This window comes from Laceyella sacchari (assembly GCF_004343255.1).
Classification (GTDB): Bacteria; Bacillota; Bacilli; order Thermoactinomycetales; family Thermoactinomycetaceae; genus Laceyella; species Laceyella sacchari.
Window position 1 is genome coordinate 13,215 of sequence record NZ_SMDD01000004.1, and the last position, 26,088, is coordinate 39,302.

The 26,088-nt window shown below is 50.1% G+C and carries 28 protein-coding genes and 1 other annotated feature (1 of these 29 cut by a window edge); all 28 genes read left to right on the forward strand.

From position 1 onward, the window contains the following. Window positions 1–16: a binding site (T-box leader), on the forward strand; it begins 220 nt to the left of the window's first position. A 46-nt stretch (window positions 17–62) separates the two neighbouring features. The 28 genes from metG (at window position 63) to EDC32_RS13825 (ending at window position 26,047) form a co-directional block, all read left to right on the forward strand. Continuing rightward, window positions 63–2,042, forward strand: coding sequence for a methionine--tRNA ligase (metG, locus tag EDC32_RS13690; protein ID WP_132223049.1), 1,980 nt, complete (start codon window positions 63–65; stop codon window positions 2,040–2,042). Window positions 2,043–2,223: 181 nt separating this feature from the next. Further along, window positions 2,224–2,775 (forward strand): signal peptidase I, encoded by a 552-nt coding sequence (lepB, locus tag EDC32_RS13695; protein ID WP_132223051.1) that lies wholly within the window; start codon window positions 2,224–2,226, stop codon window positions 2,773–2,775. A gap of 50 nt (window positions 2,776–2,825) precedes the next feature. Continuing rightward, complete coding sequence (lepB, locus tag EDC32_RS13700) at window positions 2,826–3,416, forward strand: signal peptidase I (RefSeq protein ID WP_022738718.1); 591 nt, start codon at window positions 2,826–2,828, stop codon at window positions 3,414–3,416. 167 nt (window positions 3,417–3,583) lie between these two features. Beyond that, window positions 3,584–4,357 (forward strand): TatD family hydrolase, encoded by a 774-nt coding sequence (locus EDC32_RS13705; RefSeq protein WP_132223052.1) that lies wholly within the window; start codon window positions 3,584–3,586, stop codon window positions 4,355–4,357. Between the two features lie 17 nt (window positions 4,358–4,374). Next, entirely contained in the window at window positions 4,375–4,947 is a 573-nt protein-coding gene (gene rnmV / locus EDC32_RS13710; protein WP_211341938.1) for a ribonuclease M5, read from the forward strand. Continuing rightward, window positions 4,928–5,818, forward strand: coding sequence for a 16S rRNA (adenine(1518)-N(6)/adenine(1519)-N(6))-dimethyltransferase RsmA (gene rsmA / locus EDC32_RS13715; RefSeq protein WP_132223054.1), 891 nt, complete (start codon window positions 4,928–4,930; stop codon window positions 5,816–5,818). The genes rnmV and rsmA overlap by 20 nt, the downstream gene beginning before the upstream one ends. A gap of 42 nt (window positions 5,819–5,860) precedes the next feature. Further along, entirely contained in the window at window positions 5,861–6,334 is a 474-nt protein-coding gene (locus tag EDC32_RS13720) for a ribonuclease H-like YkuK family protein (RefSeq protein ID WP_022738723.1), read from the forward strand. A gap of 120 nt (window positions 6,335–6,454) precedes the next feature. Next, complete coding sequence (locus EDC32_RS13725; protein WP_022738724.1) at window positions 6,455–6,736, forward strand: Veg family protein; 282 nt, start codon at window positions 6,455–6,457, stop codon at window positions 6,734–6,736. Window positions 6,737–6,860: 124 nt separating this feature from the next. Then, window positions 6,861–7,040 carry a small, acid-soluble spore protein, alpha/beta type gene (locus EDC32_RS13730; RefSeq protein WP_022738725.1) on the forward strand — a complete coding sequence of 60 codons (180 nt, stop codon included), beginning with the start codon at window positions 6,861–6,863 and terminating at the stop codon, window positions 7,038–7,040. Between the two features lie 176 nt (window positions 7,041–7,216). Beyond that, complete coding sequence (ispE, locus tag EDC32_RS13735) at window positions 7,217–8,107, forward strand: 4-(cytidine 5'-diphospho)-2-C-methyl-D-erythritol kinase (protein WP_132223056.1); 891 nt, start codon at window positions 7,217–7,219, stop codon at window positions 8,105–8,107. Window positions 8,108–8,146: 39 nt separating this feature from the next. Next, window positions 8,147–8,962, forward strand: a complete 816-nt coding sequence (gene purR, locus EDC32_RS13740) for a pur operon repressor (RefSeq protein WP_132223058.1) — start codon at window positions 8,147–8,149, stop codon at window positions 8,960–8,962. A 16-nt stretch (window positions 8,963–8,978) separates the two neighbouring features. Continuing rightward, window positions 8,979–9,356 carry a RidA family protein gene (locus tag EDC32_RS13745; RefSeq protein WP_132223060.1) on the forward strand — a complete coding sequence of 126 codons (378 nt, stop codon included), beginning with the start codon at window positions 8,979–8,981 and terminating at the stop codon, window positions 9,354–9,356. Window positions 9,357–9,455: 99 nt separating this feature from the next. Continuing rightward, window positions 9,456–9,761 carry a septation regulator SpoVG gene (gene spoVG / locus EDC32_RS13750; protein WP_022738731.1) on the forward strand — a complete coding sequence of 102 codons (306 nt, stop codon included), beginning with the start codon at window positions 9,456–9,458 and terminating at the stop codon, window positions 9,759–9,761. A gap of 197 nt (window positions 9,762–9,958) precedes the next feature. Further along, window positions 9,959–11,344 (forward strand): bifunctional UDP-N-acetylglucosamine diphosphorylase/glucosamine-1-phosphate N-acetyltransferase GlmU, encoded by a 1,386-nt coding sequence (gene glmU, locus EDC32_RS13755; RefSeq protein WP_132223062.1) that lies wholly within the window; start codon window positions 9,959–9,961, stop codon window positions 11,342–11,344. An 18-nt stretch (window positions 11,345–11,362) separates the two neighbouring features. Then, window positions 11,363–12,310 (forward strand): ribose-phosphate diphosphokinase, encoded by a 948-nt coding sequence (locus tag EDC32_RS13760; RefSeq protein WP_132223064.1) that lies wholly within the window; start codon window positions 11,363–11,365, stop codon window positions 12,308–12,310. A 136-nt stretch (window positions 12,311–12,446) separates the two neighbouring features. Beyond that, window positions 12,447–13,031: a 50S ribosomal protein L25 gene (locus tag EDC32_RS13765; protein ID WP_158283395.1), complete on the forward strand. Its 585-nt coding sequence runs from the start codon at window positions 12,447–12,449 to the stop codon at window positions 13,029–13,031. Between the two features lie 77 nt (window positions 13,032–13,108). Continuing rightward, entirely contained in the window at window positions 13,109–13,681 is a 573-nt protein-coding gene (pth, locus tag EDC32_RS13770; RefSeq protein ID WP_132223068.1) for an aminoacyl-tRNA hydrolase, read from the forward strand. A gap of 109 nt (window positions 13,682–13,790) precedes the next feature. Next, complete coding sequence (locus EDC32_RS13775; protein ID WP_132223069.1) at window positions 13,791–14,021, forward strand: anti-sigma-F factor Fin; 231 nt, start codon at window positions 13,791–13,793, stop codon at window positions 14,019–14,021. A gap of 128 nt (window positions 14,022–14,149) precedes the next feature. Then, window positions 14,150–17,689, forward strand: a complete 3,540-nt coding sequence (mfd, locus tag EDC32_RS13780; RefSeq protein WP_132223071.1) for a transcription-repair coupling factor — start codon at window positions 14,150–14,152, stop codon at window positions 17,687–17,689. Continuing rightward, complete coding sequence (locus tag EDC32_RS13785) at window positions 17,679–18,674, forward strand: peptidylprolyl isomerase (protein ID WP_132223073.1); 996 nt, start codon at window positions 17,679–17,681, stop codon at window positions 18,672–18,674. Before mfd ends, EDC32_RS13785 begins: the two co-directional genes overlap by 11 nt. Window positions 18,675–19,086: 412 nt before the next feature. Beyond that, on the forward strand, window positions 19,087–19,629 hold the full coding sequence (gene spoVT / locus EDC32_RS13790) for a stage V sporulation protein T (RefSeq protein ID WP_022738741.1): 543 nt from the start codon (window positions 19,087–19,089) through the stop codon (window positions 19,627–19,629). 101 nt (window positions 19,630–19,730) lie between these two features. Then, window positions 19,731–21,353, forward strand: a complete 1,623-nt coding sequence (locus EDC32_RS13795; protein ID WP_132223075.1) for a putative polysaccharide biosynthesis protein — start codon at window positions 19,731–19,733, stop codon at window positions 21,351–21,353. 48 nt (window positions 21,354–21,401) lie between these two features. Next, window positions 21,402–22,874: a bifunctional methyltransferase/pyrophosphohydrolase YabN gene (gene yabN, locus EDC32_RS13800; RefSeq protein WP_132223077.1), complete on the forward strand. Its 1,473-nt coding sequence runs from the start codon at window positions 21,402–21,404 to the stop codon at window positions 22,872–22,874. An 82-nt stretch (window positions 22,875–22,956) separates the two neighbouring features. Next, window positions 22,957–23,238 (forward strand): RNA-binding S4 domain-containing protein, encoded by a 282-nt coding sequence (locus tag EDC32_RS13805; protein ID WP_022738745.1) that lies wholly within the window; start codon window positions 22,957–22,959, stop codon window positions 23,236–23,238. Window positions 23,239–23,286: 48 nt separating this feature from the next. Beyond that, on the forward strand, window positions 23,287–23,577 hold the full coding sequence (yabP, locus tag EDC32_RS13810) for a sporulation protein YabP (protein WP_022738746.1): 291 nt from the start codon (window positions 23,287–23,289) through the stop codon (window positions 23,575–23,577). Then, window positions 23,574–24,149: a spore cortex biosynthesis protein YabQ gene (yabQ, locus tag EDC32_RS13815; RefSeq protein WP_132223079.1), complete on the forward strand. Its 576-nt coding sequence runs from the start codon at window positions 23,574–23,576 to the stop codon at window positions 24,147–24,149. Before yabP ends, yabQ begins: the two co-directional genes overlap by 4 nt. 1 nt (window position 24,150) lies before the next feature. Beyond that, window positions 24,151–24,522, forward strand: a complete 372-nt coding sequence (locus EDC32_RS13820) for an FtsB family cell division protein (RefSeq protein ID WP_132223081.1) — start codon at window positions 24,151–24,153, stop codon at window positions 24,520–24,522. Window positions 24,523–24,748: 226 nt separating this feature from the next. Next, window positions 24,749–26,047 (forward strand): exo-beta-N-acetylmuramidase NamZ family protein, encoded by a 1,299-nt coding sequence (locus tag EDC32_RS13825; RefSeq protein ID WP_246026959.1) that lies wholly within the window; start codon window positions 24,749–24,751, stop codon window positions 26,045–26,047. Window positions 26,048–26,088: the final 41 nt, after the last annotated feature.

Sequence of the window (26,088 nt, forward strand, 5' to 3'; positions counted from 1 at the left end):
CAATCTCGCCCCAACTGTGTGGGCGGGATTTTTTATATTGTATTTGAAAGGAGCGGGGAAAAGTGAGTGAACAGAAACAAACCTTTTATCTTACGACACCCATCTATTACCCAAGTGCCAAACTACATATCGGTCATGCTTACACAACTGTAGCTGGTGATGTGATCGCTAGGTACAAACGACTTCGGGGTTTCGATGTGATGTACTTGACCGGCACGGATGAACATGGTCAGAAAATCCAGAAAAAGGCGCAAGCAGAAGGCAAAACACCGAAAGCGTTTGTTGATGAGATCGTTGCGGGTATTAAAGAGTTGTGGAAAAAACTCGACATCTCTTATGACGATTTCATTCGCACCACCGATGAGCGCCATAAGCGAGTCGTACAAAAAATCTTTAAGCAATTATTGGAGCAAGGGGATATCTACCTCGGCGAGTATGAAGGCTGGTATTGTGTGGACGATGAAGCGTTTTTCACCGACCGCCAAGTCCAGGATGGGCTTTGTCCTGACTGTGGCCGCCCCATTAGCAAAATCAAAGAGAAGAGTTATTTCTTCCGCATGAGCAAATACGCCGACCGCCTGTTGCGTTTCTATGAGGAGAATCCCGGTTTCATTGAGCCGGAATCCCGTAAAAACGAGATGATTCAAAACTTTATCAAACCCGGTTTGGAAGATTTGAGCATCTCTCGCACCACGTTTGATTGGGGCATCAAAGTGCCTGATGATCCTGAGCATGTCGTTTACGTGTGGTTGGATGCGTTGACAAACTATATTTCTGCGCTGGGATACGGCGTTGGCGATGACGCTAAGTATAAGAAATATTGGCCAGCGGATGTCCATTTGGTTGGAAAAGAGATTGTTCGCTTTCACACCATTTATTGGCCCATCTTTTTGATGGCGCTCGGTCTGCCGTTGCCGAAGAAAGTGTTCGCCCATGGGTGGATCTTGGTGCAAGGGGAGAAAATGTCTAAATCCAAAGGAAACGTGATTGACCCCGTTCCGTTGATTGAGCGGTTTGGTTTGGATGCAATGCGTTATTTCCTGATGAGAGAAGTGCCGTTTGGATCAGATGGCGTTTTTACCCCAGAAGCGTTTGTTGAACGGCTGAATGCCGATTTGGCCAATGATTTGGGCAATCTGTTGCACCGCACCTTAACCATGGTTGAAAAGTACCATCAAGGGGTTGTGCCGGAGATGGTCGAAGGTGCTACGGAATACGACGAGGCGTTCCGGGAGTTGGCGCTGAATACGGTCAAGCGCGTGGAAACAGAGATGGACAAATTCCAATTCTCTGTTGCCGCTACCGCTATCTGGGAGTTGGTACGGGCAGGGAATCGGTATATTGAGCAAACTCAGCCGTGGAACTTGGCCAAAGATCCAGGCAAGCACCATCTCCTCGGTTCGGTGCTATATCATCTGCTTGAAGTGCTGAGAATGGTCAGCATCATGATCCAGCCGTTTATGACGCAAACCCCGTCTAAGATGTGGGCACAATTGGGCTTGGAAGAAGGCCCACAGACCTCATGGGAAAGCTTGGTCGCATTTGGTGGATTGCGTCCGGGAACCCAAACGAAAAAAGGTAATCCGATCTTCCCACGCTTGGATGCAAAAGAAGAGATTGAAGCCATTTATCGGATGACCACTTCAGCAACTCCAGCCGCGGAGGAGCAAAACACAAAGCAAAAAGAGGCAAAACGGGAGGAACAAAAAGAGATGGAAGGAATCATTGGCATCGAAGATTTTGGCAAAGTAGATTTACGGGTGGCGGAAGTTGTCGCAGCGGATCGCGTACCTAAAGCGGATCGCCTGTTGAAGTTGCAACTCGATTTGGGAGAAGAGAAACGGCAAGTGGTTTCGGGCATTGCCGAGCATTACAGTCCAGAAGAATTAGTGGGACAAAAGGTGATTTGCGTAACCAATTTGAAGCCTGTCAAATTGCGTGGTGAACTGTCCCAAGGGATGATCTTGGCGGCTTCTCAAGGAGATCGTTTGGTGCTGGCGACTGTGTCGGGCGATATTCCTAACGGTTCCAAAGTGAAGTAGACCGATTCTAGCGGGGGGAATCATCGTTTTGGTGGTGCAATCAGACACCGTCTGGTTCCCGTGCCGAATACCGGTGCCCCCCTTCATTTGCTCGTTCATCGTCCCATTAGGGAAAGAGGGCGGCTTCCACCGATTAGCCTATATGCCCTTGCAAGATTTTCGCTTGGATAAGGAGGTTACAATGATAAAGAAAAGCTCATCTGCGGTTCGATCCACCTTCGAGTGGGTGGGCACCATTGCCGTATCGCTGGTGATCGCCGGGATTATTCGGGTTTTCCTGTTTAGTCCTTATGATGTACACGGCGCATCGATGGAACCCACATTGATGAATGACGAGAAAATCATCGTGAACAAATGGTCGTATCGCATGCATGAACCAGTTTATGGGGATATTGTCGTGTTTCATGCCGAAGAAGGGCGCGACTTCATCAAGCGAGTGATCGGTTTGCCGGGTGACCGGATTGAGATCAAGAATGGCAAGGTGTATCGAAACGGAAAGATGCTGAACGAGCCTTATATCCAAGGGATGACTTACACCCGGGACGATGCCCGGACGATCGTGGTTCCGAAGGGTTCGCTGTACGTGTTGGGTGATAATCGTGAAAACAGCAGGGACAGTCGTGATCTGGGAGCTATTCCGCTGTCGCGAGTGGTGGGCCGCGCCGATGTGGTTGTGTTGCCAATCAAACATACCAAGGTACTCACGGGTCAAGAGCCCGTCGGCTCCCGCTGACCGCAAACCAGAACGAACATGCGCCAGAACTGGTTACAGGAGGGCTATGAATGTCAGAGACCAAAAGCTCGTCCAATTCTTGGATGACCGTATTGGAATGGATTGCTGCCATCTTGGTGGCCGTCGTCATCGCCGTGGTTATCCGCACGTTTTTATTTGCCCCGTATGAAGTGCATGGGGCTTCGATGGAACCGACCCTGGATGGGGAAGAGTTGCTGATTGTAAACAAATGGATTTATCGGGTCAGCACGCCGGAGTATGGTGATATCGTTGTCTTCCACACTGCGGAGGAACGGGATTTCATCAAGCGGGTGATCGGATTGCCGGGGGACCGGATCGAGATTAAAGACGGCAAGGTTTACCGTAATGGTATCGCGTTGAACGAGCCTTACATTAACGGGCCGATGAACGAAGGAACGAACTATAAACCCACCACCGTTCCCGCCAATTCTTTGTATGTGATGGGAGACAATCGCAACAACAGCAAAGACAGCCGCATGATCGGGCCGGTATCACTGAAGGAGATCGTGGGCCGCGCTGATGTCGTGGTTTTGCCGGTGAAGCGGATGCGCCTTTTGCCGGGGGACCCGGTGTCAACCGCGGACCCTAAGGCGCCAGCGACGACAAGTTTGGCGCATTGACGCCGGCTCGTGGCCATCGCGGTGCAAAACTGAGAAGGCGGGTCTTGCCTGGCATGACATCGATTGTGCCTGGCAAGACCCGTTCCCGCTGTTTGCCCCCGTTAACTAAGGTCTGCTGACTGGTTTTCTATAAAGAAATTGATTCAATAAGGAGGTTTAATGCAGTTATGTTGTTTGACACCCATGCTCATCTTAACGATCCGAAGTTTGCGGACGATCGCGACCAAGTGATCCGACGGGCGCGTGAAGAATTCGGTGTTCAGACGATTGTCAATGTCGGTTATAACCGTGAAACGATCCGCACGACTTTGGAATTGGCGGAAACGTATGATTTCATTTACGCGGCAGTGGGTTGGCATCCACATGATGCCAAAGATTGCACAGAGGAAGATTTAGCTTGGATTCGAGAATTGACCGAGCATCCCAAAGTGGTGGCGTTGGGGGAAATGGGATTGGATTATTATTGGGACAACTCGCCGCGCGATGTGCAGGCGGAAGTGTTCCGCAAACAAATTGCCATCGCCCGTGAAACGGGCTATCCCATCATCATTCACGATCGCGATGCCCACGAAGATGTAGTGAGAATCCTCAAGGAAGAGGGAGCAGACGAGGTAGGTGGGGTCATGCACTGTTTTGGTGGAGATTTGGCGATCATGGAGGAATGCTTGCGGCTTAACTTCATGATCGGATTGGGAGGTCCTGTTACATTCAAAAACCGCGCCACCTTACCTAAAGAAATTGCCCGGAACGTCCCCTTGGATCGACTGTTGTTGGAAACGGATTGCCCATATCTTGCGCCACACCCTTACCGGGGCAAACGGAACGAAACCGGGTATGTACGATTGGTGGCTGAGACGATTGCGGAGCTTCGGGGCATAACGTTTGAGGAGCTGGCTCAAGCCACACAGGAGAATGCAAAACGGTTGTTTAGGTTGCCGTAAAGAAAGAGGTACAGTCATTGACCAGTGCGAAATTGAAAGAAGTTATTGTTGTTGAAGGGCGAAACGACACCTTGGCGATCAAGCGTGCGCTGGATGCAGATACCATTGAGACGCGGGGATCGGCGATTGGAGAGGAAGTCTTGGCGCAGATCAAGCGGGCTCAGGCGAGTCGAGGCGTGATTGTGTTTACTGACCCCGATCATGCGGGTGAGCGGATTCGCCGCATTATTTCTCGGGAAATAGAAGGGGTCAAGCACGCTTTCTTGGCCCAGCACGAGGCTCGCGGCAAACGAAAGGTCGGGGTGGAGCATGCCAGCCCAGATGCCATCAGGGCAGCGCTAAGGTCTGTTCGCACCGAATGGACGGACCCGCGTGATGAACCTCCCCTTACTTGGGAAGAATACATTGAGCTGGGGTTTGTGGGACAGCCTGCTTCCAGTGAGCTAAGGCGGGAGGTCGCAGAGTTGCTCGGCATCGGGTATGGCAATGCCAAGCAATTTTATCGCCGTTTACAAGTGCTGTGCATTACCAGAGAAGAGATATTCCAAGCATTGGAACGTGTGGGAAAGGATGCAGTCGATGAATCATAAACCGATATCTGCCAGAACAAGGGAGCTGTTGAACGCCTATGGCTTGAAATTGAAAAAGAGCTTGGGCCAAAACTTCCTCACGGATTCCCATGTATTGAACAAAATTATACGCGCGGCTGAGCTTAATAAGGATTCTGGAGTGATCGAGATCGGTCCGGGGATCGGTGCTCTGACCGAGCGGCTGGCCGAGCAGGCTGGCAAAGTGGTGGCAGTGGAATTGGACCAGCGTTTGGTACCGGTGTTGAAAGAGTTGTTTCAACATCAACCTCACGTGGAAATAATTCATGGGGATGCGTTGGAAGTCGATTTGGGAGCGGTGATTCAAGAGCATATGCGGGATATGAAGACGCTCCATGTAGTTGCCAACCTCCCTTATTATGTCACTTCCCCCATTTTGATCCGGTTACTGACGGAGCGGTACCCGCTGACCAATATCGTCATCATGATCCAGAAAGAAGTGGCCGATCGGCTGGCGGCCAAGCCGGGCACCAAGGATTACAGCTCGCTGTCGGTGTTGGTTCAATATTTTGCTGAAGCGGAGGAAGTGGCCAAAGTGCCCAGCCATGTGTTTGTCCCCCGACCCCAGGTTGATTCCGCTGTGGCGCGTTTGACATTGCGTGAGCGTCCAGCGGTCGAGGTGAAGAATGAGGAATTGTTCTTCAAAATCGTAAGGGCTTCATTTGCACAACGGCGCAAAACGTTATTAAACACGCTACATGCCACCCTGTTTGCGCGAGTGAACAAGCAACAGGTGGAAGCGTGGTTGAACGAAGCCGGCATTGATCCGAAGCGGCGCGGAGAAACACTGAATCTAGAAGAATTCGCTACACTCGTTGATGTAATCGACCAAAAACTGACAACTCTATCGTGACACGCCTCTCGGATCAAAATCTGATCCGATGGAGGGTATTCCGTGAACTTTTTCCATCCCCGTCATGGACGGCGTAGCTTGGCACAGATGATATCTGATATTCAAGCGTATATCCATGAAGAGCCAACGGCAAATTACAAAATCGTTATCGGAACCGATTCGCAAACGCGGGAAAAAGAAACGATCTTTGTGACGGCCATCATCGTACAGCGGATTGGAAAGGGTGCGGTCTTTTATTATACGAAGAAGCGTCACAAAGCGATGCGGGAATTGCGCTATCGGATCTACCGTGAGACCGAGTACAGTCTGGAGTTTGTCGAGTTGTTGAAGGAAAAGGGCTTTTTCGGCTTCGGCGTGAACATTCCGATGGAAATTCACCTGGATGTGGGGCAGCAAGGTGAGACGAGAAAGCTGATTCAAGAAGTGGTGGGCTGGGTGACCGCTGTTGGGTATACGGCAAAAATCAAGCCGGAATCTTTTGCCGCCAGTGCGGTGGCCGACCGCTTCACGAAGTAAAAAGGGTCAAAAAATGTACAAGGTACCCGTTGACAGATTGTTTGTCTCCCTGCTATAATACCTAATTTGACTTTGCGACCTGCTTGTAGTATAATCTTCTATAAGTGAGGTGGTCGACCAATGGGCAAAAACGCGCTTACAGAGATTAAATGCACTCTGGATGGCTACATTGGGGAGAAAATTCGTCTGCGCGCCAATAGTGGGCGTCGCAAGACTGTAGAACGGACAGGGATTTTGGAAGAGACTTATCCATCCGTGTTCGTTGTCAAATTAGACGAAGACCATGCTTTTAGCCGTGTTTCTTATAGTTACGCTGATATATTGACTGAGTCTGTGGAGCTGACCGTCTATCCGGCGGAGAGTGAACAGATTCAAGTAAAATATGTGAAAGCAACGCAATAAATGGAACACAGTTGATGTGTTCTTTTTTTACCGTAGGCTGAAAGCGTTTACATAAAGAGCCATTTGTTGGATATACTACCTCTACCCTAGCCGGATTCTTGAATCCACAAGGAGGGATCGTCACATGGCTCGTCGAGGTGTCATGTCGGAAGAGTTGAAAGTGGAGTTGGCGAAAGAACTTGGTTTTTATGATGTCGTTCAACGTGAAGGTTGGGGAGGAATCAAGGCGCGTGACGCCGGCAACATGGTTAAACGGGCGATCCAACTGGCTGAAGCACAGCTGGTGAACAAAGATTCAAGATAGGAAGGGTTTGAAGCCCAAGAGGGATGCCTCTTGGGCTTTTTATTTTAGACCGAGTTTGCTTAAGGAAAAATCGGTTCATGATAAAATAAGGAAAATCTTTAAGTACATATTGCAAATTTGCCGCGGTTCACGTCACAATGAAGAATACATAGCAGGAGAGAATAGGGGGAACGAGTTTGTTTGTATCCGAGAAGGCACCAGCAAAAATCAATTTAACACTGGATGCGCTCTTCAAAAGGCCGGATGGTTACCATGAATTGGAGATGGTTATGACCACGGTCGATTTATTTGATCGTATCGACTTATATCAAACAAACAAGTCGATCACATTGGAATCGAGTTCTGGTTTGGTCCCCCAAGATGAACGCAATCTGGCTTTCCGAGCGGCGGCGTTATTAAAAGAAAAGACCGGATGCGATAAAGGGGTACATATTTATATAGATAAACGGATTCCAGTGGCGGCTGGTTTGGCAGGTGGAAGCAGTGACGCGGCGGCCACTTTGCGCGGATGTAACCGGCTGTGGGGATTGGGTCTGAGTGATGCGGAGTTGGCTGAGATCGGTGCGGAGATTGGCTCAGACGTGCCATTCTGCATTTATTCCAACACGGCGTTGGCCCAGGGGCGAGGAGAGGTGTTGACTGCTTTGCCTGCTCCGCCGACATGTTGGGTTGTTCTTGCTAAACCCAATCATGGGGTGTCCACGGCAGATGTGTTCGGGAAGTTACGGGTTCATGAAATCACTGACCATCCGCAGACGAGCCGCATGATCGAAGCGGTGAAGAAGCGGGATTATGACGGGATTATTCGTCACTTGGGAAATGTGTTGGAACCGGTGACGATGGACATGCATGAGGACGTGCGACAATTAAAGGAAAGAATGCTGCGGTTCGGGGCAGATGGGGTGTTGATGTCAGGCAGTGGCCCCACGGTGTTTGCGCTGGTGAAGCAAGAATCGCGCGCTGTTAGAATGGTAAACAGTTTGCGGGGTTTTTGCCAGCAAGTGTTTGCCGTCAGGATGTTGGGTGTCCGCCGCGAAAGTGTGCTTGATGATGTCCGAACAAAATGATATATTTCGATCAAGAATATTAGGCTTCGGAGGTTGGGCATGGAAAAGTGGAAACGAAGTGCCAGATTGGTTGACATCACCCGGCACTTGCTTACGCAACCGTACCGCTTGATTCCGCTTACCACCTTCGCTGAGCAATACCAAGCGGCCAAGTCTTCCATCAGCGAGGATTTGGATATCATTCACGAGGTGTTGGAAGCAGAAGGGAACGGAAAACTGGAGACGGTTGCGGGTGCGGCGGGTGGTGTGCGCTACATACCGAGCATAAGCAACGATAACGCGCTTCAGGTGATTGGCCGATTATGCGAGAAATTGTCTAATCCAGATCGTATTTTGCCGGGGGGATTCCTCTATATGTCGGATCTCTTGGGCGATCCTACGCTACTTGATGACATCGGCCGCATTTTTGCCAAAGTGTTTGCAGAAAAGCCGGTTGATGTGGTGATGACTGTGGAAACGAAAGGAATTCCCATCGCTTACGCCACGGCTTCGTATTTGCGTGCTCCTGTAGTAATCGCTCGGTATGATTACCGGGTGACAGAAGGATCGGTGGTAACGGTGAACACCGTTTCCGGGTCCAGCAGACGCATGCAACAGTTGTCATTGTCCAAACGCAGCTTGCCTGAAGGTTCCCGCGTGCTGATCATCGATGACTTTATGAAAGCGGGCGGCACGGTACGGGGCATGATGGATTTGCTGACGGAATTTAAGGCGGAAGTGGTTGGCGTCGGGGTAATGTTGGAGGCACCAGCGGAGGAGCGGTTGGTTGAAGATTATGTCTCACTGGCCCAAGTGGCAGCCATCGACGTGAAAGAGAGAATGGTTCGTGTGGAAACAGGCAACGCATTTCATTGATAAGGAGCGTGTGAATATGTTGGTAAAAGTAGAAACGAGCAATGCGCCACAAGCGATCGGTCCGTATGTGCAAGCGATGGAGATGGGGGATCTGATCTTCACATCGGGTCAAATCCCGCTGACACCAGCTGGTGAATTGGTGGGCGAAGGAATTGAAGAACAGACGCACCAAGTCCTGAAAAACATCCAAGCTGTCTTGTCGGCTGCCGGCAGTGATTTGAACCATGTGATCAAGACGACCCTGTTTATCAAGGATATGAACCAATTTCAAATCATCAATCGCATTTACGCCGAATATTTCAATGAGCACAAACCAGCCCGTTCTTGCGTGGAAGTGGCGCGGTTGCCCAAAGATGTGCTGATTGAAATGGAAGTGATCGCCCGCAAACGATAAGTAAAAAAATTCCATAAAAATACTGTCGATAGAAGGAAATGGTTCTTCCATCTAGAATAGGTATTTTGAGTCATCATTGGAAATAGGTGGTGGAACCAGGTGGAAATTACTGATGTTCGTTTGCGTAGAGTAAATCGCGAAGGTCGTATGCGTGCAATTGCCTCCATTACGATTGATAGTGAATTTGTAGTGCATGATATCCGTGTGATTGATGGCAATAACGGCATGTTTGTCGCTATGCCGTCCAAGCGCACGCCAGACGGGGAGTTTCGCGATATTGCGCATCCAATCTCCCCACTCAGCCGGGAAAAAATCGAGGCGGCTGTGTTGGCTGAATATCATCGTGCTGGAGAATTGGAAGCAGAGAACGGATCACTGGATCATCATGTACACATGGATGCCTGAGAATAAACAAGATTGCAGGAAAGCACTCATCCTCTTGCAGGTTGAGTGCTTTTTGATTGCATCGCAGACGTTTCTCATCCTTTATATAATGGTTCTTTTTATATTTTAAATATGTTCGTGGTTGGGTTGGTTGCAAAGGCCAAGTATTTGGGATATATTCAGGGAGGAAGTTTTGAGAAACGGGGGCGCTTTTTGTCATGCAACATATTTATGCTGTGATTTTGGCTGCGGGCAAGGGAACTCGTATGAAGTCCAAAAAACATAAAGTTCTTCACTCCATCTGCGGCAAACCGATGATTGACCACATTTTGGCAGAATTGTCTCAGTTGGACGCGAAGAAGACCATTATGGTTGTGGGGCATTTAAAAGAAAGCTTAGAGGCGCATCTGGGTGAACAAGTGCAGTTTGTTGAGCAGAAAGAGCAGTTGGGCACCGCACACGCTGTCATGCAGACCGAATCGCTGTTGAAGGGGAAAGAAGGCATCACACTCGTCCTCAACGGGGATCATCCACTTTTCACCGCCAAGACTTTGAATCAACTCATTGAAACGCACCGCGCGTCTGGAGCGGCGGCGAGCATCCTCACGGCGAAGTTAGACGATCCGACGGGATACGGCCGCATTGTGCGTCGGGAAGACGGACAGGTTGACCGGATTGTGGAGCACAAAGACGCAACAGAAGAAGAGCGGTTGATTAACGAGATCAACACAGGGACTTATTGTTTCGATAATCAACAACTGTTTTCCACTCTTTCATTAGTCAATAATAATAATGCACAAGGTGAATACTACCTTCCTGATGTGATTTCCATTTTACGCGAACAAGGTCATACGATTGGTGCACAAGTGATTGGCGACGCTGATGAAGCCATGGGTGTCAATGATCGTATTCAGTTGGCACAGGCGGCGAAGTTCATGCAGGCACGCATACTCCGCGAACATATGAAAAACGGCGTTACCATTATTGATCCGGACAACACCTACATTGAGTCTGATGTTGTCATTGGCGCTGACACCGTGATTGAGCCGGGAACCTTTTTGCGGGGGCGGACGGTCATCGGGGAAGGATGCCACATTGGGCCTAACGCTGATTTGACCGACGTCGTTGTCGAAGATGGCGTACGCATTCGCTACACGGTGATGGATGCAAGCCACGTTGCCGAAGATGCGACGGTGGGACCATACGTTTATGCCCGTCCGGGTACCGAGCTGGGCCAACAAACCAAAGTGGGTTGTTTTGTCGACTTGAAAAAAGTGAAGTTGGGCCGTGGCTCGAAAGTTTCTCATCTGGCTTATGTGGGGGACGCCGAAGTCGGAGAAGGCGTGAATGTTGGATGCGGTGTTGTGACGGTCAACTACGACGGGGTCCGCAAACATAAAACAGTGATCGAAGATGGGGCGTTTATCGGATGCAACGTCAACTTGGTCGCTCCCGTTCGGGTTGAAAAAGGCGCTTATGTGGCAGCAGGCTCCACGATTACCCAAGATGTGCCGGAAGAAGCGCTGGCGATTGCACGAGAACGTCAGACTAACAAAGAAAACTATGCTACCAGACTGAAAAACAAGCTTTCTAAGAACGAATAGATGGAGGAACGGTTCGTTATGTCAGAGAGAACATCTCGCTTACAAGTGTTTAGTTGCAATTCGAATCCGGTTTTGGCGCAGGCGATCTGCAATCATATCGGGATTCCGTTGGGAAATGCCCATGTCGGCAAATTTAGCGACGGGGAGATTCATGTTAAGTTGGATGACAGCGTGCGCGGTTCCGACGTCTATGTGATCCAATCGACATGCGACCCGGTTAACCAACACCTGATGGAACTCTTGGTTATGGTGGATGCCTTGCGTCGTGCTTCCGCCGGCACGATCAATGTCGTGATTCCTTATTACGGCTATGCGCGCCAAGATCGCAAAGCGCGGGCCCGTGATCCGATTACCGCCAAACTGGTGGCCAACCTGATCGAAACAGCTGGAGCCGACCGGGTCATTACGATGGATTTGCACGCAACCCAAATCCAAGGATTCTTCAATATCCCAGTCGATCATTTGGTGGGTGTTCCGATTTTGGCCGATTATTTCAAAGGCAAAGGGTTGACGGATGTCGTTGTCGTCTCCCCTGACCATGGTGGCGTAATCCGCGCGCGGCGGTTGGCAGAGCGTCTGGAAGCGCCTATCGCCATCATCGATAAGCGCCGTCCCGAGCCAAACGTGGCAGAAGTGATGAATATCGTGGGGGATGTTAAAGGAAAAACCGCGATCATCATCGATGATATCATCGACACGGCCGGAACCATCACCTTGGCGGCCAATGCCCTATTGGAATACGGTGCGAAAGCAGTTTATACCTGTTGTACGCATCCCGTATTCTCCGGCCCGGCCATCGACCGGATCCGTGAATCCAATATCACTGAAATGGTGGTCACTGATACCATTCCGCTGTCGGAAAGCAAGCAATTGGATAAAATCAAAGTGTTGACCGTGGCCAACCTGATGGGTGAAGCGATCATGCGCGTTCACAAAGAGCAATCGGTGAGCACCCTGTTTGATTAAGTAGCAAAGGTGACCGCGTGTCGCGTTGGTTTGAGTTGCCCAAAGAAATCGCTTTCTCGCGAAGGATTTGCACCATCCATGTTTAAAACCTCTAGTGAAGGGAAATCATCCTTTCAAAGAAAGGGGTTGGATGGATATGTCATTGTCCATACCATTGAACAAACGGGAAACCAACACAAGAGGCGCTTTAAATGCATTGCGAAAAAGTGGCCGAGTGCCGGGAGTGTTGTACGGACGCGGCATGGAACCCGTGCTGTTCAGCGCGGATGAAGGCGAGCTTCGGAAAGCGGCGGAAACCAAAGGGTTGTTCCAAGCCAGCCTGGATGGCGAACAGTATCAGGTGATGGTGCGTGATGTCCAAGTGGATCCGATTAAGCTTCGATTGCTTCATGTCGATTTGCAACGTGTGACGATGAACGAACCGATTACGACGGAGATCCCACTTGTGTTGAGTGGGGATGCGACTGGCGTAAAAAACGGGGGCATGTTGGACCAATCCCTGCGCATGGTTGAAGTGCGGGCCCTTCCTGACCGGTTGCCATCAGAAGTGACACTGGATGTCAGCCAGTTGGACATCGGCGATTCCATCACGTTGACGGATGTGGCTTTGCCGGCTGGAGTGGAGTTGTTGACAGATAGGGAGACCCCTGTGGCCTCCATTCTTGCCCCGGTCAGAGGGGAAGAGACAGAAGAAACACCGGAACCGGAGCAGAGCGAATAGCGGTTCCGCTTGCATATAAAGACGCAACGGATGTTGTTGCGTCTTTTTTAACGGATTGCCAACGGAGGGAAAAGAAGATGAAACTGATCGTCGGGCTGGGTAACCCCGGAATCAAGTATGCCCAGACTCGCCATAACATCGGGTTTTGGGTGATTGACCGCTTGAGTGAAGAGTGGGGAATTGCGGTTAATAAAGAAAAGTGGAAAGCTGAAGTGGGCGAAGGGTTGGTCCGGGGGGAAAAAGTGATTTTGATGAAGCCCCTCACTTATATGAATTTGTCGGGTGAAGCGGTTCGCCCGGCCATGGATTGGCTGAAAGCCGACTTGGACGAGTTGGTTGTGGTGTATGATGACCTTGATTTGCCCCCTGGACAAATTCGGTTGCGTTTAAAAGGCAGTTCGGGCGGACACAACGGGATGAAATCATTGATCCAACATTTAGGGACGGATCAATTTAAACGCATCAAAATCGGCATTGGCCGACCGCAGGGAAGAATGACGGTTCCTGATTATGTGTTATCCCCTTTCCACAAATCGGAGTTGGAGTTGATGGCCGATGCAGTGGAGCGTTCAGCATCAGCGATCAACTGTTGGTTGGATAAGACGTTTTTAGAAGCGATGAACCGATACAACACCAAGCCCGGTGAATAATATTGATGATGGGCGAAAATTTGCCAAAGCCATGGCGCGCTTCACAAGTATAACTCCCCAGCGGGGGGCAATACTAAGGGCAAAGGATGGTTGTCTAGGAGGCATTGCCATGGCCATTTATTATGTATGTCGTCATTGCCGCCTGCCGCTGGGTCATATCGCGGACGGACAAGCCACAGAATCACAATTGGGCTTCGATCAGTTGACCCCGGAAGAGCGGAAAGATATAATAACCAATGATGCAGCCGGAAATCAGGTGGTGAATATCACCTGTGAGTCGTGCCAACAAGTGTTGGAATCACACCCGGAGCGTCTATTGTATCCTTCTCTCTATCATTAACTTAACAATCGTTGACACGCGCATGATTAGATACTTGATTTTTTTCTGATAAATTAGAAAAAGAACGGCCTTGGCTGTTGCTAGCTGAGGCTTCTTTTGTATTGAATATATCAGAGGAGGAACGTTTGTTGATACCGTTGATTCATATATTTAGACAAGATCATGATTTTCAGTCGACGGTGACTGGGATTCAAGGCGGGTTAAGGGAACAGTTGGTGGCGGGGTTGACAGGGACGGCAAGGATGATTTATGTGGCTGCCCTTTATCACGAGTTGAAGCGGCCAGTGCTCTTGGTTACGCATAATTTGAACCAAGCACAAAAAGCCGCGGAAGATTTGCAGGAACTGATTCCCAAGGAAGAAGTGCTTTTATATCCGGCGAATGAATTGATTACCACGGAAATCGCGATGGCAGGTCATGAAACTTTGGGTGAAAGAGTTGATGTCTTATCCCGTTTGGCCCAAGGTTTTACTGGCGTGCTCATTGTGCCTTTTGCAGGTCTGAGAAAATGTTTTCCACCACACAGCATATTTGCGCAAAACCATATTTCTCTAAAAGTAGGAACTGTGCAAGAAATTGACTCCTTCGTGGAGCAGTTGGTGAAAATCGGTTACCAGCGCGTGGACATGGTTGAGAAACCGGGAGAATGTAGTGTGCGGGGTGGGATCGTTGACGTCTATCCGGTCAATGCTGCCCAGCCGCTCCGTATAGAATGGTTTGATGATGAGGTGGATTCGATCCGGCCGTTTTCGGTTGCTGACCAACGCTCCATCGATAAATGGACGGAGGCAGTGATTCCTCCAGCCAGGGAATTGTTCGCAGATTCTGAGCGGCTCCGACAAGCCGGCATGCGTGTGGAAACGCTTTTATCAGCAAGGCTTTCTGAGGTGAAAGACGAAAGCTTGAAGCAAAAGCTGACCGAATCGATCGGTTATGATATTGAACAGCTGAAATCGGGAATGTATTTCACCGGGATTTACAAATATGTGGAGCAAATTTATCCCGAGTGTGAGAATTTGTTGCAGTACATGCCAAAAGACGCGGTTGTCGTGATGGATGAACCGTCTCGGATCATGGAAAACGGTCGCCAAATGGAGCGAGAGGAAGGGGAATGGCAAACAGCCCTTCTGTCGCAAGGGGAGTTTTTGCCCCAGTTGAAAATATCGTTCAAATTGGATGATTTGCTCGCGAAGGTGACGCACCAACGGGTTTACTTGTCCTTGTTTATGCGGCAACTTCCAGGCATCCAACCGCAAAACATCATTCAGATGATGTGCCGTAGCATGCAACAATTTCACGGTCAGATGCATGTGCTCAAGGCGGAGTGGGATCGGTGGGTCAAAGCAAACTACCGTGTCTTATTCTTGGCAAGCAGCGAAGAACGGATGGAGCGGTTGGAACGGGTGTTGGCTGACTACGGAATGGAAGTAAACCGCGATGTGGCTTTGCATCAGTTGTTGCCGGGCAAACCAACAGTGACGATCGGTGCATTGCAAGCCGGCTTTGAAATGGGGGGAATCCGCCTCATCGTGGTGACGGAGGGGGAAGTGTTCACCCAGAAGCAACGTCGCACCCGTCGCAGCACCAAATTGGATCATGCTGAAAAAATCAAAGATTACCAGGAATTAAAACCAGGGGATTATGTTGTCCATGTCAGCCATGGGATTGGGCGTTACATCGGCATAGAAACGCTGGAAGTGGCCGGCATGCACAAGGATTACATGCACATCCAATACGCAGGCAACGATAAACTTTATGTTCCGGTCGAGCAGATTGACCAGGTGCAGAAATACATCGGCAGCGAAGAGAAAACACCCAAGGTGTACAGTTTGGGCGGCAGTGAGTGGAGCAAGGTGAAAAACAAAGTCCGCTCTTCGGTGCAGGATATCGCCCAAGATCTGATTGAGTTGTACGCCAAACGCCAACAGGCCAAAGGGTACGCATTTAGCAAGGATACGCCGTACCAAAAAGAGTTTGAAGCGATGTTTCCTTATGAAGAGACCCCAGACCAGCTGCGTTCTATTGAAGAGATTAAAAAGGACATGGAAAGCGAGCAACCGATGGATCGCCTGTTGTGCGGAGATGTGGGATACGGAAAAACGGAGGTGGCCATTCGGGCCGCGTTCAAAGCGACCATGGAAGGGAAACAAGTGGCGGTGTTGGTGCCGACGACGATTTTGGCGCAACAGCACTATGAGACTTTTCGCGAGCGCTTTGCTGACTTCCCAGTGCAAATTCACGTGCTGAGCCGCTTCCGCACGCGTAAACAACAAAAAGAAACATTGGAAGGGCTGAAGAATGGCACGGTAGACATTGTCATCGGAACGCACCGGTTGTTGTCCAAAGAAGTGGCTTATAAAGACCTCGGCTTGCTGATCATCGACGAAGAGCAGCGTTTTGGCGTGAAGCACAAGGAAAAAATCAAAACGCTGAAACACAACATTGACGTACTTACGTTGTCAGCTACGCCGATTCCGCGAACCCTGCATATGGCGATGATGGGGGTGCGCGATTTGTCGGTGATCGAGACGCCACCAGAAAATCGTTTTCCGGTGCAAACCTATGTGCTGGAGTATTCGGGTGCCTTGGTGCGAGAAGCGATCGAACGGGAGTTGGCTCGCGGAGGGCAAGTCTATTTTCTTTATAACCAAGTCCAGAATATCGACCAGATGGCTGAGCAGATTCGGATGCTGGTTCCTGAAGCGCGCGTGGCGGTAGCACATGGGCAGATGCAGGAAAATGAATTGGAGAAAGTGATGTTGGACTTCCTTGACGGCGAATATGACGTGTTGGTCAGCACCACCATTATCGAAACGGGTGTGGACATTCCCAATGTAAACACCTTGATTATCTATGACGCCGACAAAATGGGTTTGTCTCAATTGTATCAGTTGCGCGGGCGGGTGGGCCGTTCCAATCGGATTGCTTATGCCTATTTCACGTACCAGCGTGACAAAGTGTTGTCCGAAACCGCAGAGAAACGCCTGCAAGCGATCAAAGAGTTTACCGAATTGGGTTCTGGCTTTAAGATCGCCATGCGGGACTTGTCCATTCGCGGAGCAGGGAACTTGCTGGGGGCCGAACAGCACGGGCATATTGCGACAGTCGGATTTGAATTGTACAGCCAGATGTTGAAAGAGGCGGTCGCTGAGTTGCAAGGTAAGCAGACGGAGGCCGAACCGAAAGAGCCGACGATCGATCTCAATGTTGACGCTTATCTGCCTTCCGAGTATATTCGCGATGAGAAACAGAAAATCGAATTGTACAAAAAGATTCGTGGCGTGACCAGCTTAAATGAAGTGAATGACTTGGAAGAAGAGATTGAAGACCGGTTTGGCGACTTGCCGGAGCCGGTACAGATGTTGCTCAAAGTAGCCAAAATCAAGGCTTATGCCATTCTCTACGGGATTGATGCCATCGAACAAAAAGACGGAGAGATTGCGCTTAAATTGGAGCCTGAACAAACGAATCAGATCGATGGGCAAAAACTGTTCATGATTTCGCAGGACTTCCCAGGTAAAATTCGCTTCTCCACAGGGCAACGAATGGGGATTATATTTAAAATCAAAGGGATGTCTGCCAAAATGGCATTAGAAATGATTGAACAATTTTTGATAAAATATAAAGACGTCCCCAAATCGAAAGGAGCCAAGGCAAATGTTGAATAAATGGGTCAAACGAACGGCAACCATCTTATTGGCGAGTGCGCTGGTATTGACCGGTTGCGGCGGGGCCAAAGAAGAAAAGCAAGATGACAAGAACAACACAAGTCAAGCCCCAGCTGAATTTAAACCCTTGCCAACGAACAGCGATAAAGTGGTGGCAGAGTATAAGGGAGGGAAGGTCACAGAAGCCGAACTCCACCGTTACATCAATATTGTGGCCTTTTTGGATCCTCAACTTGCGATGATGATGGGATCGATGAAAGATCAAGAGAAGAAGATCAAAACTGAATTGTCCAAAGAAGTGGCTGCACGGAAATACATGGCTGGATTGGTCAAAGATGATGATTCCTATCAGAAAAAGACCGAAGAGACCATGAAAGAAATCGAAGGCTCCTTCAAAAACCAACCCCAATCGCAACAAGACGGGCAAAAACAACCGAAAAGCCTGGATGAAGCGATTAATGGCAAAGGATTTACCAAAGACGAGCTGAAAGACTTCTTCTATAATTTTCACAGAGTGGATGCATATTACAACGAACAGTTGAAAGATGAGAAATATGATTGGGTGAAAGTGCAACACATCCTGGTTTCTGTAGGTGATGGACAAGACGGGCAACAAGGCACAAAACGAACCGACGCCGAAGCGAAGAAACGCGCTGAAGAAGTGAAACAGAAGCTGGAAAAAGGCGGCGACTTCGCCAAATTGGCCAAGGAATACTCTGACGACCCCGGTTCCAAAAACAGTGCGGGGATGATTGAAGGTTCGGCTGACCAATTCGTGCCGGAATTCGCAAAGGCTTCTAAAGAAATGCCGTTAAATGAGATCAGTGATCCGATCAAAACCAGCTACGGCTATCATGTGTTGAAGGTGTTGGAGCGTAAAAAAGAACCGCTGGCGACAGCTGACGACCAAGTGAAACAGCCGAAGAAACAAGAAGTGTACGAAGCGGTGGTTAAAGAGATCGGATTTAAGTCCCTGTTGAAATAAAGGAAGTTGCCAGGACGACTGGCAGCGACATGCAGGGTGACGTTTGCTGTGCAAGCGGTGAATAACCCTGCGGGGAAGAGCGGGGTGGCTGAAGCGTGTTGAATCAGCCACCTCGCTTTTTTGCGCAAAGGCCATTGTACAAAAACGCAAACATTGACGCCAGGCTCCTTTTGCCAGCAAGTTCAAAGGGAGGAAACTTCCTGTTTTTTCTTTATGAACGGCCCTCATTTCAGATGGGGAGCCGTTTTTTTTATGTATGTTATTGTCGTATAAACTTTTGGAAGCAGAACAATACTATGGGCGGTAGGACAAATTCAACCAAATTAGGTGACACTTCCTATCTCCAATAAAGGAATCATAAGTGAAGTGCTGGAGTTTTGCATAACATCAGATGAAAGAGAGGACGTTTCCTATGAAAGCAACCGGCATCGTGCGTCGGATCGATGATCTCGGCCGTGTGGTGATACCCAAGGAAATTCGTCGGACGCTTCGGATTCGGGAGGGGGATCCGCTTGAGATTTTTGTTGACCGCGACGGTGAAGTGATTCTGAAAAAGTATTCACCCATTGGTGAATTGGGGGATTTTGCCCAAGAATACGCTGAATCCCTTTATGAAAATATTCAATACGCTACCGTAATTTGTGACCGGGACAGCGTGATTGCCGTAGCGGGTGCTTCCAAAAGGGAATATTTGGAGAAGCCGATAGGGGATACCGTGGAAGCGTGCATGGAGCAACGGCGCACGCATCTTGAAAGCAATCCGTTGACTGTGGAATTGTTCAAAGGCTTGACTGAAGAATACCAATCCTATGTGGTGGTTCCAATCAATGCTGGCGGGGACCCCATCGGCGCGGTAATTATTTTTACCAAGAAAGAAGGGGAACGCTTGGGAGAGCTGGAAGTGAAGTTGGCCAGCACCGCGGCTTCCTTCCTTGGAAAGCAGATGGAACAATAGCTTCTACTTTTGACTGGCAGGTGAATAAACCTGCTTTTTCTTTGCCAACCTTTTGCGCTCTTGTATAATGAATAGCAATGTGACGTGAAGGGGGAGGCAAGATGTCCAAGGCGGAGCGATCTTTTGTCCGCGGCGCGGCCATTTTGGGTTTGGCAGCGTTGATCAGCAAAATCTTGGGGGCCGTCTACCGCGTTCCCTATCAAAATATAACTGGCGATGAAGGCATGTATGTGTATCAACAAGTGTATCCGCTGTACAGCGTTTTGTTGATCCTTGCGACGGCGGGGTTTCCCACGGCGATTTCCAAGCTGGTGTCAGAGCGCTTGGCTGAGGGAAATCCATATATGGCCCGCCGAATTTTTCGCGTGGCTTCCGTCACCTTGCTTTTGATTGGTTGTCTCTTTTTTGTCATTCTATTCGTGGGGGCGGAAACCATTGCCGGCTGGATGGGAAGCCGCCAGTTGTTGACCATGCCGATACGGTCTGTATCATTTGCGCTGATTATCGTGCCCTTTTTATCAGCGATCCGGGGGTATTTTCAAGGTCAGCAAAATATGTTGCCGACCGCTGTTTCGCAAGTGATGGAGCAATTGGTACGGGTAGTGACGATTTTGGTCGCTGCTTGGTATTTTATGGAGGCGGGATTTGGTTACGTTTATGCCGGGGCTGGTGCGGTGTTTGGTGCGACAACCGGAGCGGTCGCCGCTTTGCTCATCCTGATGGTGTATTGGAAGCGATATGCCACCACCGTACGGCCGGAACCGGCGGCCATGACAGCTGCGAACCCATCCACCAAACAGCTGGTGGTGCGCATCTTGGTTTTATCGATTCCCATCGGCATTGGGGCGTTGGTCTTGCCGTTGTATTCTCTGGTGGATTCTTTCACGGTCGGTAATCTGTTGGCTGAATCCGGTTGGGCAATGGATCAGGTAATTACAGAAAAAGGGGTATTTGACCGGGGGCAACCCTTAATTCAATTTGGTTCCTTTTTCGCTACTGCGATCGCCTTATCGATTGTGCCGGCGATTGCTCAAGCCAAGACGGCAGGACATATGGAGGAAGCCAGCATGCGCGCATCTTTGGCTCTGCGCCTGACTTGGCTGTTTGGTTTGCCAGCATCAGTCGGTTTGGCTGTGATCGCTCTACCCACCAATGTGATGCTGTTCAAAGACGGTGCCGGCTCGGATGCGTTAGCTATTTTGGCTTTCACCATTCTGTTTTCAACGCTCAGCCTCACGTCGGCGGGTGTTTTGCAAGGATTTGACCAGGTTGCCTTGCCTGCACTCCATTTGTTGTTGGGAGTGGGTGTTAAATTGGCAGGCAACTTGTGGTTGGTGCCGCTGTGGGACATTCGCGGTGCTGCTTTGGCCACTACGGTTGCTTATGCGCTCGTTGCCGGACTCAACCTTTGGGCGTTGAGACGGCACTTGCGAGGGGCGCTTTGGGAGCATTTCCGCCTCGGCCGTAGCTTGTGGGCGGCTTTGTGGATGGCTGTCGCTGTGGGCGGTGTTAGAATCGGATTGGAGACGGTGTTGGTGCCTGTGTTAGAGTATCGGTTGGCTATGGCTGTCACCGCGCTGGTTTCTGTCATGGTAGGTATGCTGGCCTATCTCTGGGCTGCATTTCGCTTTGGGGTGTTGACGCGGGACGATCTGGAGAAGGTGCCGAAGTTGAAAGCCAAGCTGCTTCCGCTGTTAGATCGGTTGCATTGGTTGCGTATATGAGGAATTCTGAAGGGATGTTGGTTGAATAAAACGGGCAGGAGGGGAATCATGAACGGGAAAATCGTGGTTGTCGGACTGGGCTTTGGCGATGAGAATGGATTGACGCTGGGGACGCTGACCGAGCTGGAACGCGCTGACCGAGTATTCTTGCGTACAGAACAACATCCGGTTGTTTCGTGGTTGCGCGAACGGGGAATCCAATATGTTAGTTTCGATGACGTGTATGAGAAGCATGCCCGGTTTGAAACGGTGTATGAAGAAATAGCGGAACGTTTGCTGACCTATGCAGGGGAGGGCGGCACAGTCGTTTATGCCGTGCCGGGGCATCCCATGGTGGCTGAACGGACGGTGCAATTGCTTCTGGATGCAGAAGGGATCGCGGTGGAAGTTCACGGGGGAACCAGTTTTTTGGATGCGATGTTCGCCAGCTTGAAGCTGGACCCCATTGAAGGGTTTCAATTATTGGATGGCAATGACCTCAGCGCTTCCCGGTTGGATCCGCGCACTCACGTATTGATTGGGCAAGTGTATGACCGTTTGGTTGCCTCAGATGTCAAGTTGACGTTAATGGATGTGTATCCGGATGAACATCCCGTGACTATCGCCACTGCATGCGGTGTTCCCGGCTTGGAGAAGCTGACTACCCTTCCATTGTATGAGCTGGATCATGGTGAGTGGTTTACTGATCTGACTTCCGTGTATGTACCGCCTGTCACTGAGGAACGGGTGCTCTATCGCCAATTTTCCACCTTAGTGGATGTAATTGCGACGCTCCGAAGCCCGGAAGGATGCCCATGGGATCGCAAACAAACCCATGAGAGCTTGCGCCGGTATCTCATTGAGGAAGCGTATGAGTTTTTGGAGGCAGTTCATGACGGGGATGAAGAGGCGATGGCGGATGAGCTGGGAGACATTTTGCTTCAAGTGATGTTGCATGCGCAAATCGCCAGTGAAGAGGGAACGTTTGACATTTTTGAAGTGATCCGTCGCCTCAATGACAAAATGGTTCGGCGCCATCCCCATGTTTTTGGCGAAGCGCAAGCGGATACCGCGGAAGAAGTGAAGGCGAATTGGGAACAGATTAAAGCGAAAGAGCGGTCAGGAGAAGCCGAACCCCCTTCGGTACTCGGTCAGGTAAATGAGGCGCTTCCTGCGTTGCTGTTGGCTTACCAACAACAGAAAAAAGCGGCTAAAGTAGGCTTTGACTGGGAGCAGATGGACCAGGTATTTGACAAGGTGCGAGAAGAACTGGATGAGTTGGGTCGCGCCGAAACGGTAGCGGAGCGCGAAGAAGAGTTGGGGGATTTGCTGTTCGCTCTCGTCAATTTGTCCCGCTTCCTTAAAGTAGACCCGGAGTTAGCTCTGATCAAATCATGCCAGAAGTTTGCACGCCGCTTTCGGCACATTGAAGAGCGGGTGCGTAGCCAAAATCGTGCGTGGCCGGATGTGACACTCGCGGAAATGGACGCGTGGTGGAATGAGGCCAAACGGGAAGAAAAGGGGAATCCTCGGAAAGGATGAAGGGTTTTCCTTCCGTCCGAAGAATTGTTCATAACATGGACAAATGAATAAGGCGATTTTGTGACAACTGAGGTGACGACAGATGCGATTAGATAAGTTTCTTAAAGTGTCCCGATTGGTGAAAAGACGGACGCTGGCCAAAGAGGTGTGCGACCAGGGCCGGGCCGAGGTGAACGGCAAACCGGCCAAAGCAGGTACTACGGTCGCGGTCGGCGATGAGATCAGCATCCGTTTCGGCAACAAGCGGGTAACGGCGAGAGTGGAAAAGTTGCAGGAGAACGCCAAAAAAGAGGATGCAGGCAATATGTTCACCATTGTGCGCGAAGAACCTTTGAAAGCGGAAGAAGCGCCGCTTGAGTTCTAATTTCTGACCTTTGTCCATATCATGTACCATGGGAAGGGGGTACCTGATATGACGGAGGATTTGCATGGCCAGCCTAGGCATGAAATCGTGCTGACCAATCGCAATGTGATGGAAGTTAGCGGTGTTGTTCGCGTTGAGAGCTTTGACAGCGAGGAGTTCTTATTGCAAACCGACTGCGGCTATCTCGGCATCCGTGGACAAGACCTCCACATAAAGAATTTGGATCTCGATCAGGGAAGGGTCGCGATAGAGGGGCAGATCATGGACATGAGCTATTTAGATGTCCATCTGCCTGCTAGCGAGAAGGCGAAAGGGTTGCTGGGGCGGATTTTCAAGTGACTCTGGCTACGCAATGGACCACGATGGGCCTGATGCTGGGTTCCGGTATCCTCATTGGCGTCATTCTCGATTTTTACCGTGTGGTTACCCAACGCTTTCGGCTTAAACGGTGGATCGTCTCCCTGATCGATCTCCTGTATTGGATGATTTCCAGTCTGCTTGTGTTTGGCTTGTTGTTGTGGAGCAATTGGGGTGAACTGCGCTTTTATTTGTTCATCGCAATCTGCCTCGGGTTTTTGCTCTACTTCAGGTGGTTTTCACAGTTGGTCATCCGTTTCATCCGTGTGCTGTTTCAATTGGTGGAATGGATGATTCATTTTCTTGGGCAAGCCGTTTACACGATGGTGTATGTTCCATTATCATTTATGGCGCGATGCCTCTGGATCTGTGCACGGGCGGTAGCACGGGGGGCTTGGATCTTGATTAGATGGATATGCCTTCCGCTAGCTTGGCTTTTGGGCCCGCTTGTCCGTCCGATGTGGAGGAGGATGCGGCCGCACGTGGATCAAGTGCGCTCCTTCCTTCGCCGGTTTGGGGCGTGGTGGAAAAAGAAAAGAGAAAAAGGTGGATAATATGCCTTTTCAGCGTTCGCGCGATAATATCTTGACATTTAAACGGAAAGTGGCAAAAGAGAAAGGACATGAGGAACGGAAACAACCGCTTCATCCCGCCGTTCGGCGCCGGCGGATGATCTGGCTTGGCGTCATGGTCACGATCTTCTGTTGGTGTGTGGTGGAGTTGATTATCCAGCAAAACCGTATTTGGGACAAAGAAGAGGCATTGGCGGCCAAACGGCAGGAGTTGGCGGAAGCGAAAAGGAAAACGGCCCACATCAATGCGGAGATCAAAAAGTTACACCGCAAGGATTATTTGTTGGAATTGGCTCACAAAATGGGATATAGCAAACCGGGTGAACAAATATATTCGTTGCCGGACAAGCGGTGATCGGGCCGCTTTATCCGCTTTCATTCGCCCGATGTGCTTCTGCCGCGCTCTTTATGCGTGGCGGGGGTGACCTCTTGTGCGAGAAGACAAGGGGTTATTTTATTTTGGCAGGAATCAAAAGTGCTTAAGTAGAAAACTTAGGCTAGAAGCGTTCGCATGAATATTCTGTATGAGATCGGTTAGTTGGCATCAGCAGTGAGAATCTCCCGATGAAGGGGGTATGAGGGTGCTCCATATCAATCGCGCCAGCTGGTGGGGACTCGCCCTTGTCTTTGTCCTCATTTTCGCTACGCTTGGACTGGTTTGGAAGGATGAAGGGGGAGAAACGGCACAAGGGCGCAGGGGAAAGGTACTGACAGGCTTAGATGTCGTGTTGGCCAATCCGAAGATGTTCACTGGGAAGCGAGTGGGGCTGATAACCAATCCGACAGGCATTACCGCCGATTACGAACATAGTTTGGATGCCATGTTGCGCAAGGGCATCCGCGTGACGGAAGTGTACGGTCCGGAACATGGGGTACGCGGAACAGAACAGGCGGGCGAGACGCCGGGTGAGCTGATCGACCCGAAAACGGGGCTTCCGCTTTCCAACCTGTATGGGAAAAATCCGGTGGACATGGTTCCTATGTTCGCAGATGTGGATGTCCTTGTGTTTGACATCCAAGATGTCGGAACCCGTTTCTACACTTACATCTCCACCATGGCATATGTGATGGAGGCGGCAGCCATTGCCGATAAGCCGCTGTATGTGCTGGATCGTCCCAATCCGTTGGGGGGAGTCCGGGTAGAAGGCCCTGTGTTGGAGGAAAAACACAGCTCCTTCATCGGCCTGTTCCCTATCGCCCTGCGGCACGGCATGACGGTTGGTGAGCTGGCGACCTTATTCAATGAGTGGTTTTTCCCAAAAAGCGGCAAAAAGAAGGTCGAACTCCATGTCGTGAAAATGAAGGGTTGGAGCCGGCAGGAAACCTACGGGCAGACGGGACTCCCTTGGGTGATGCCGTCGCCGAATATGCCGACTGTCACGACAGCACAAGTGTATCCGGGAACTGGACTGATCGAAGCGACCAATCTCTCCGAAGGAAGGGGAACGACGCGACCGTTTGAACTGATCGGCGCCCCTTATGTGGAAGGATGGAAGTTGGCAGAGGAACTAAATCGGGAACGATTGCCGGGAGTCAAGTTTCGCGAAGCGTACTTCACCCCTACTTTTTCCAAACATCAAGGGAAAACAGTGGGTGGTGTACAAGTGCATGTGGAAGATCCCGCAACGTTTGATCCTATCCTGACGGGACTGGCTATCATTGAAAAGGTAAAAAAATTGTATCCAAGCCAGTTTGCATGGCGCGAATCGGGGGAACCCTATTGGATGGATAAAATGACCGGCACGGAAAAAGTTCGCCAGCAAATCGACCAAGGGAAATCCGCTAGGGAAATCGTACGTTCCTGGGCGGCAGAACTGAATAATTTCAAAAAACTACGAGGAAAGTACCTTCTCTATCCAGCACGGGGAATCCCGCACTAAAAATATGCCATTTTTTTGTTGACATCACTGCGGACGCATTA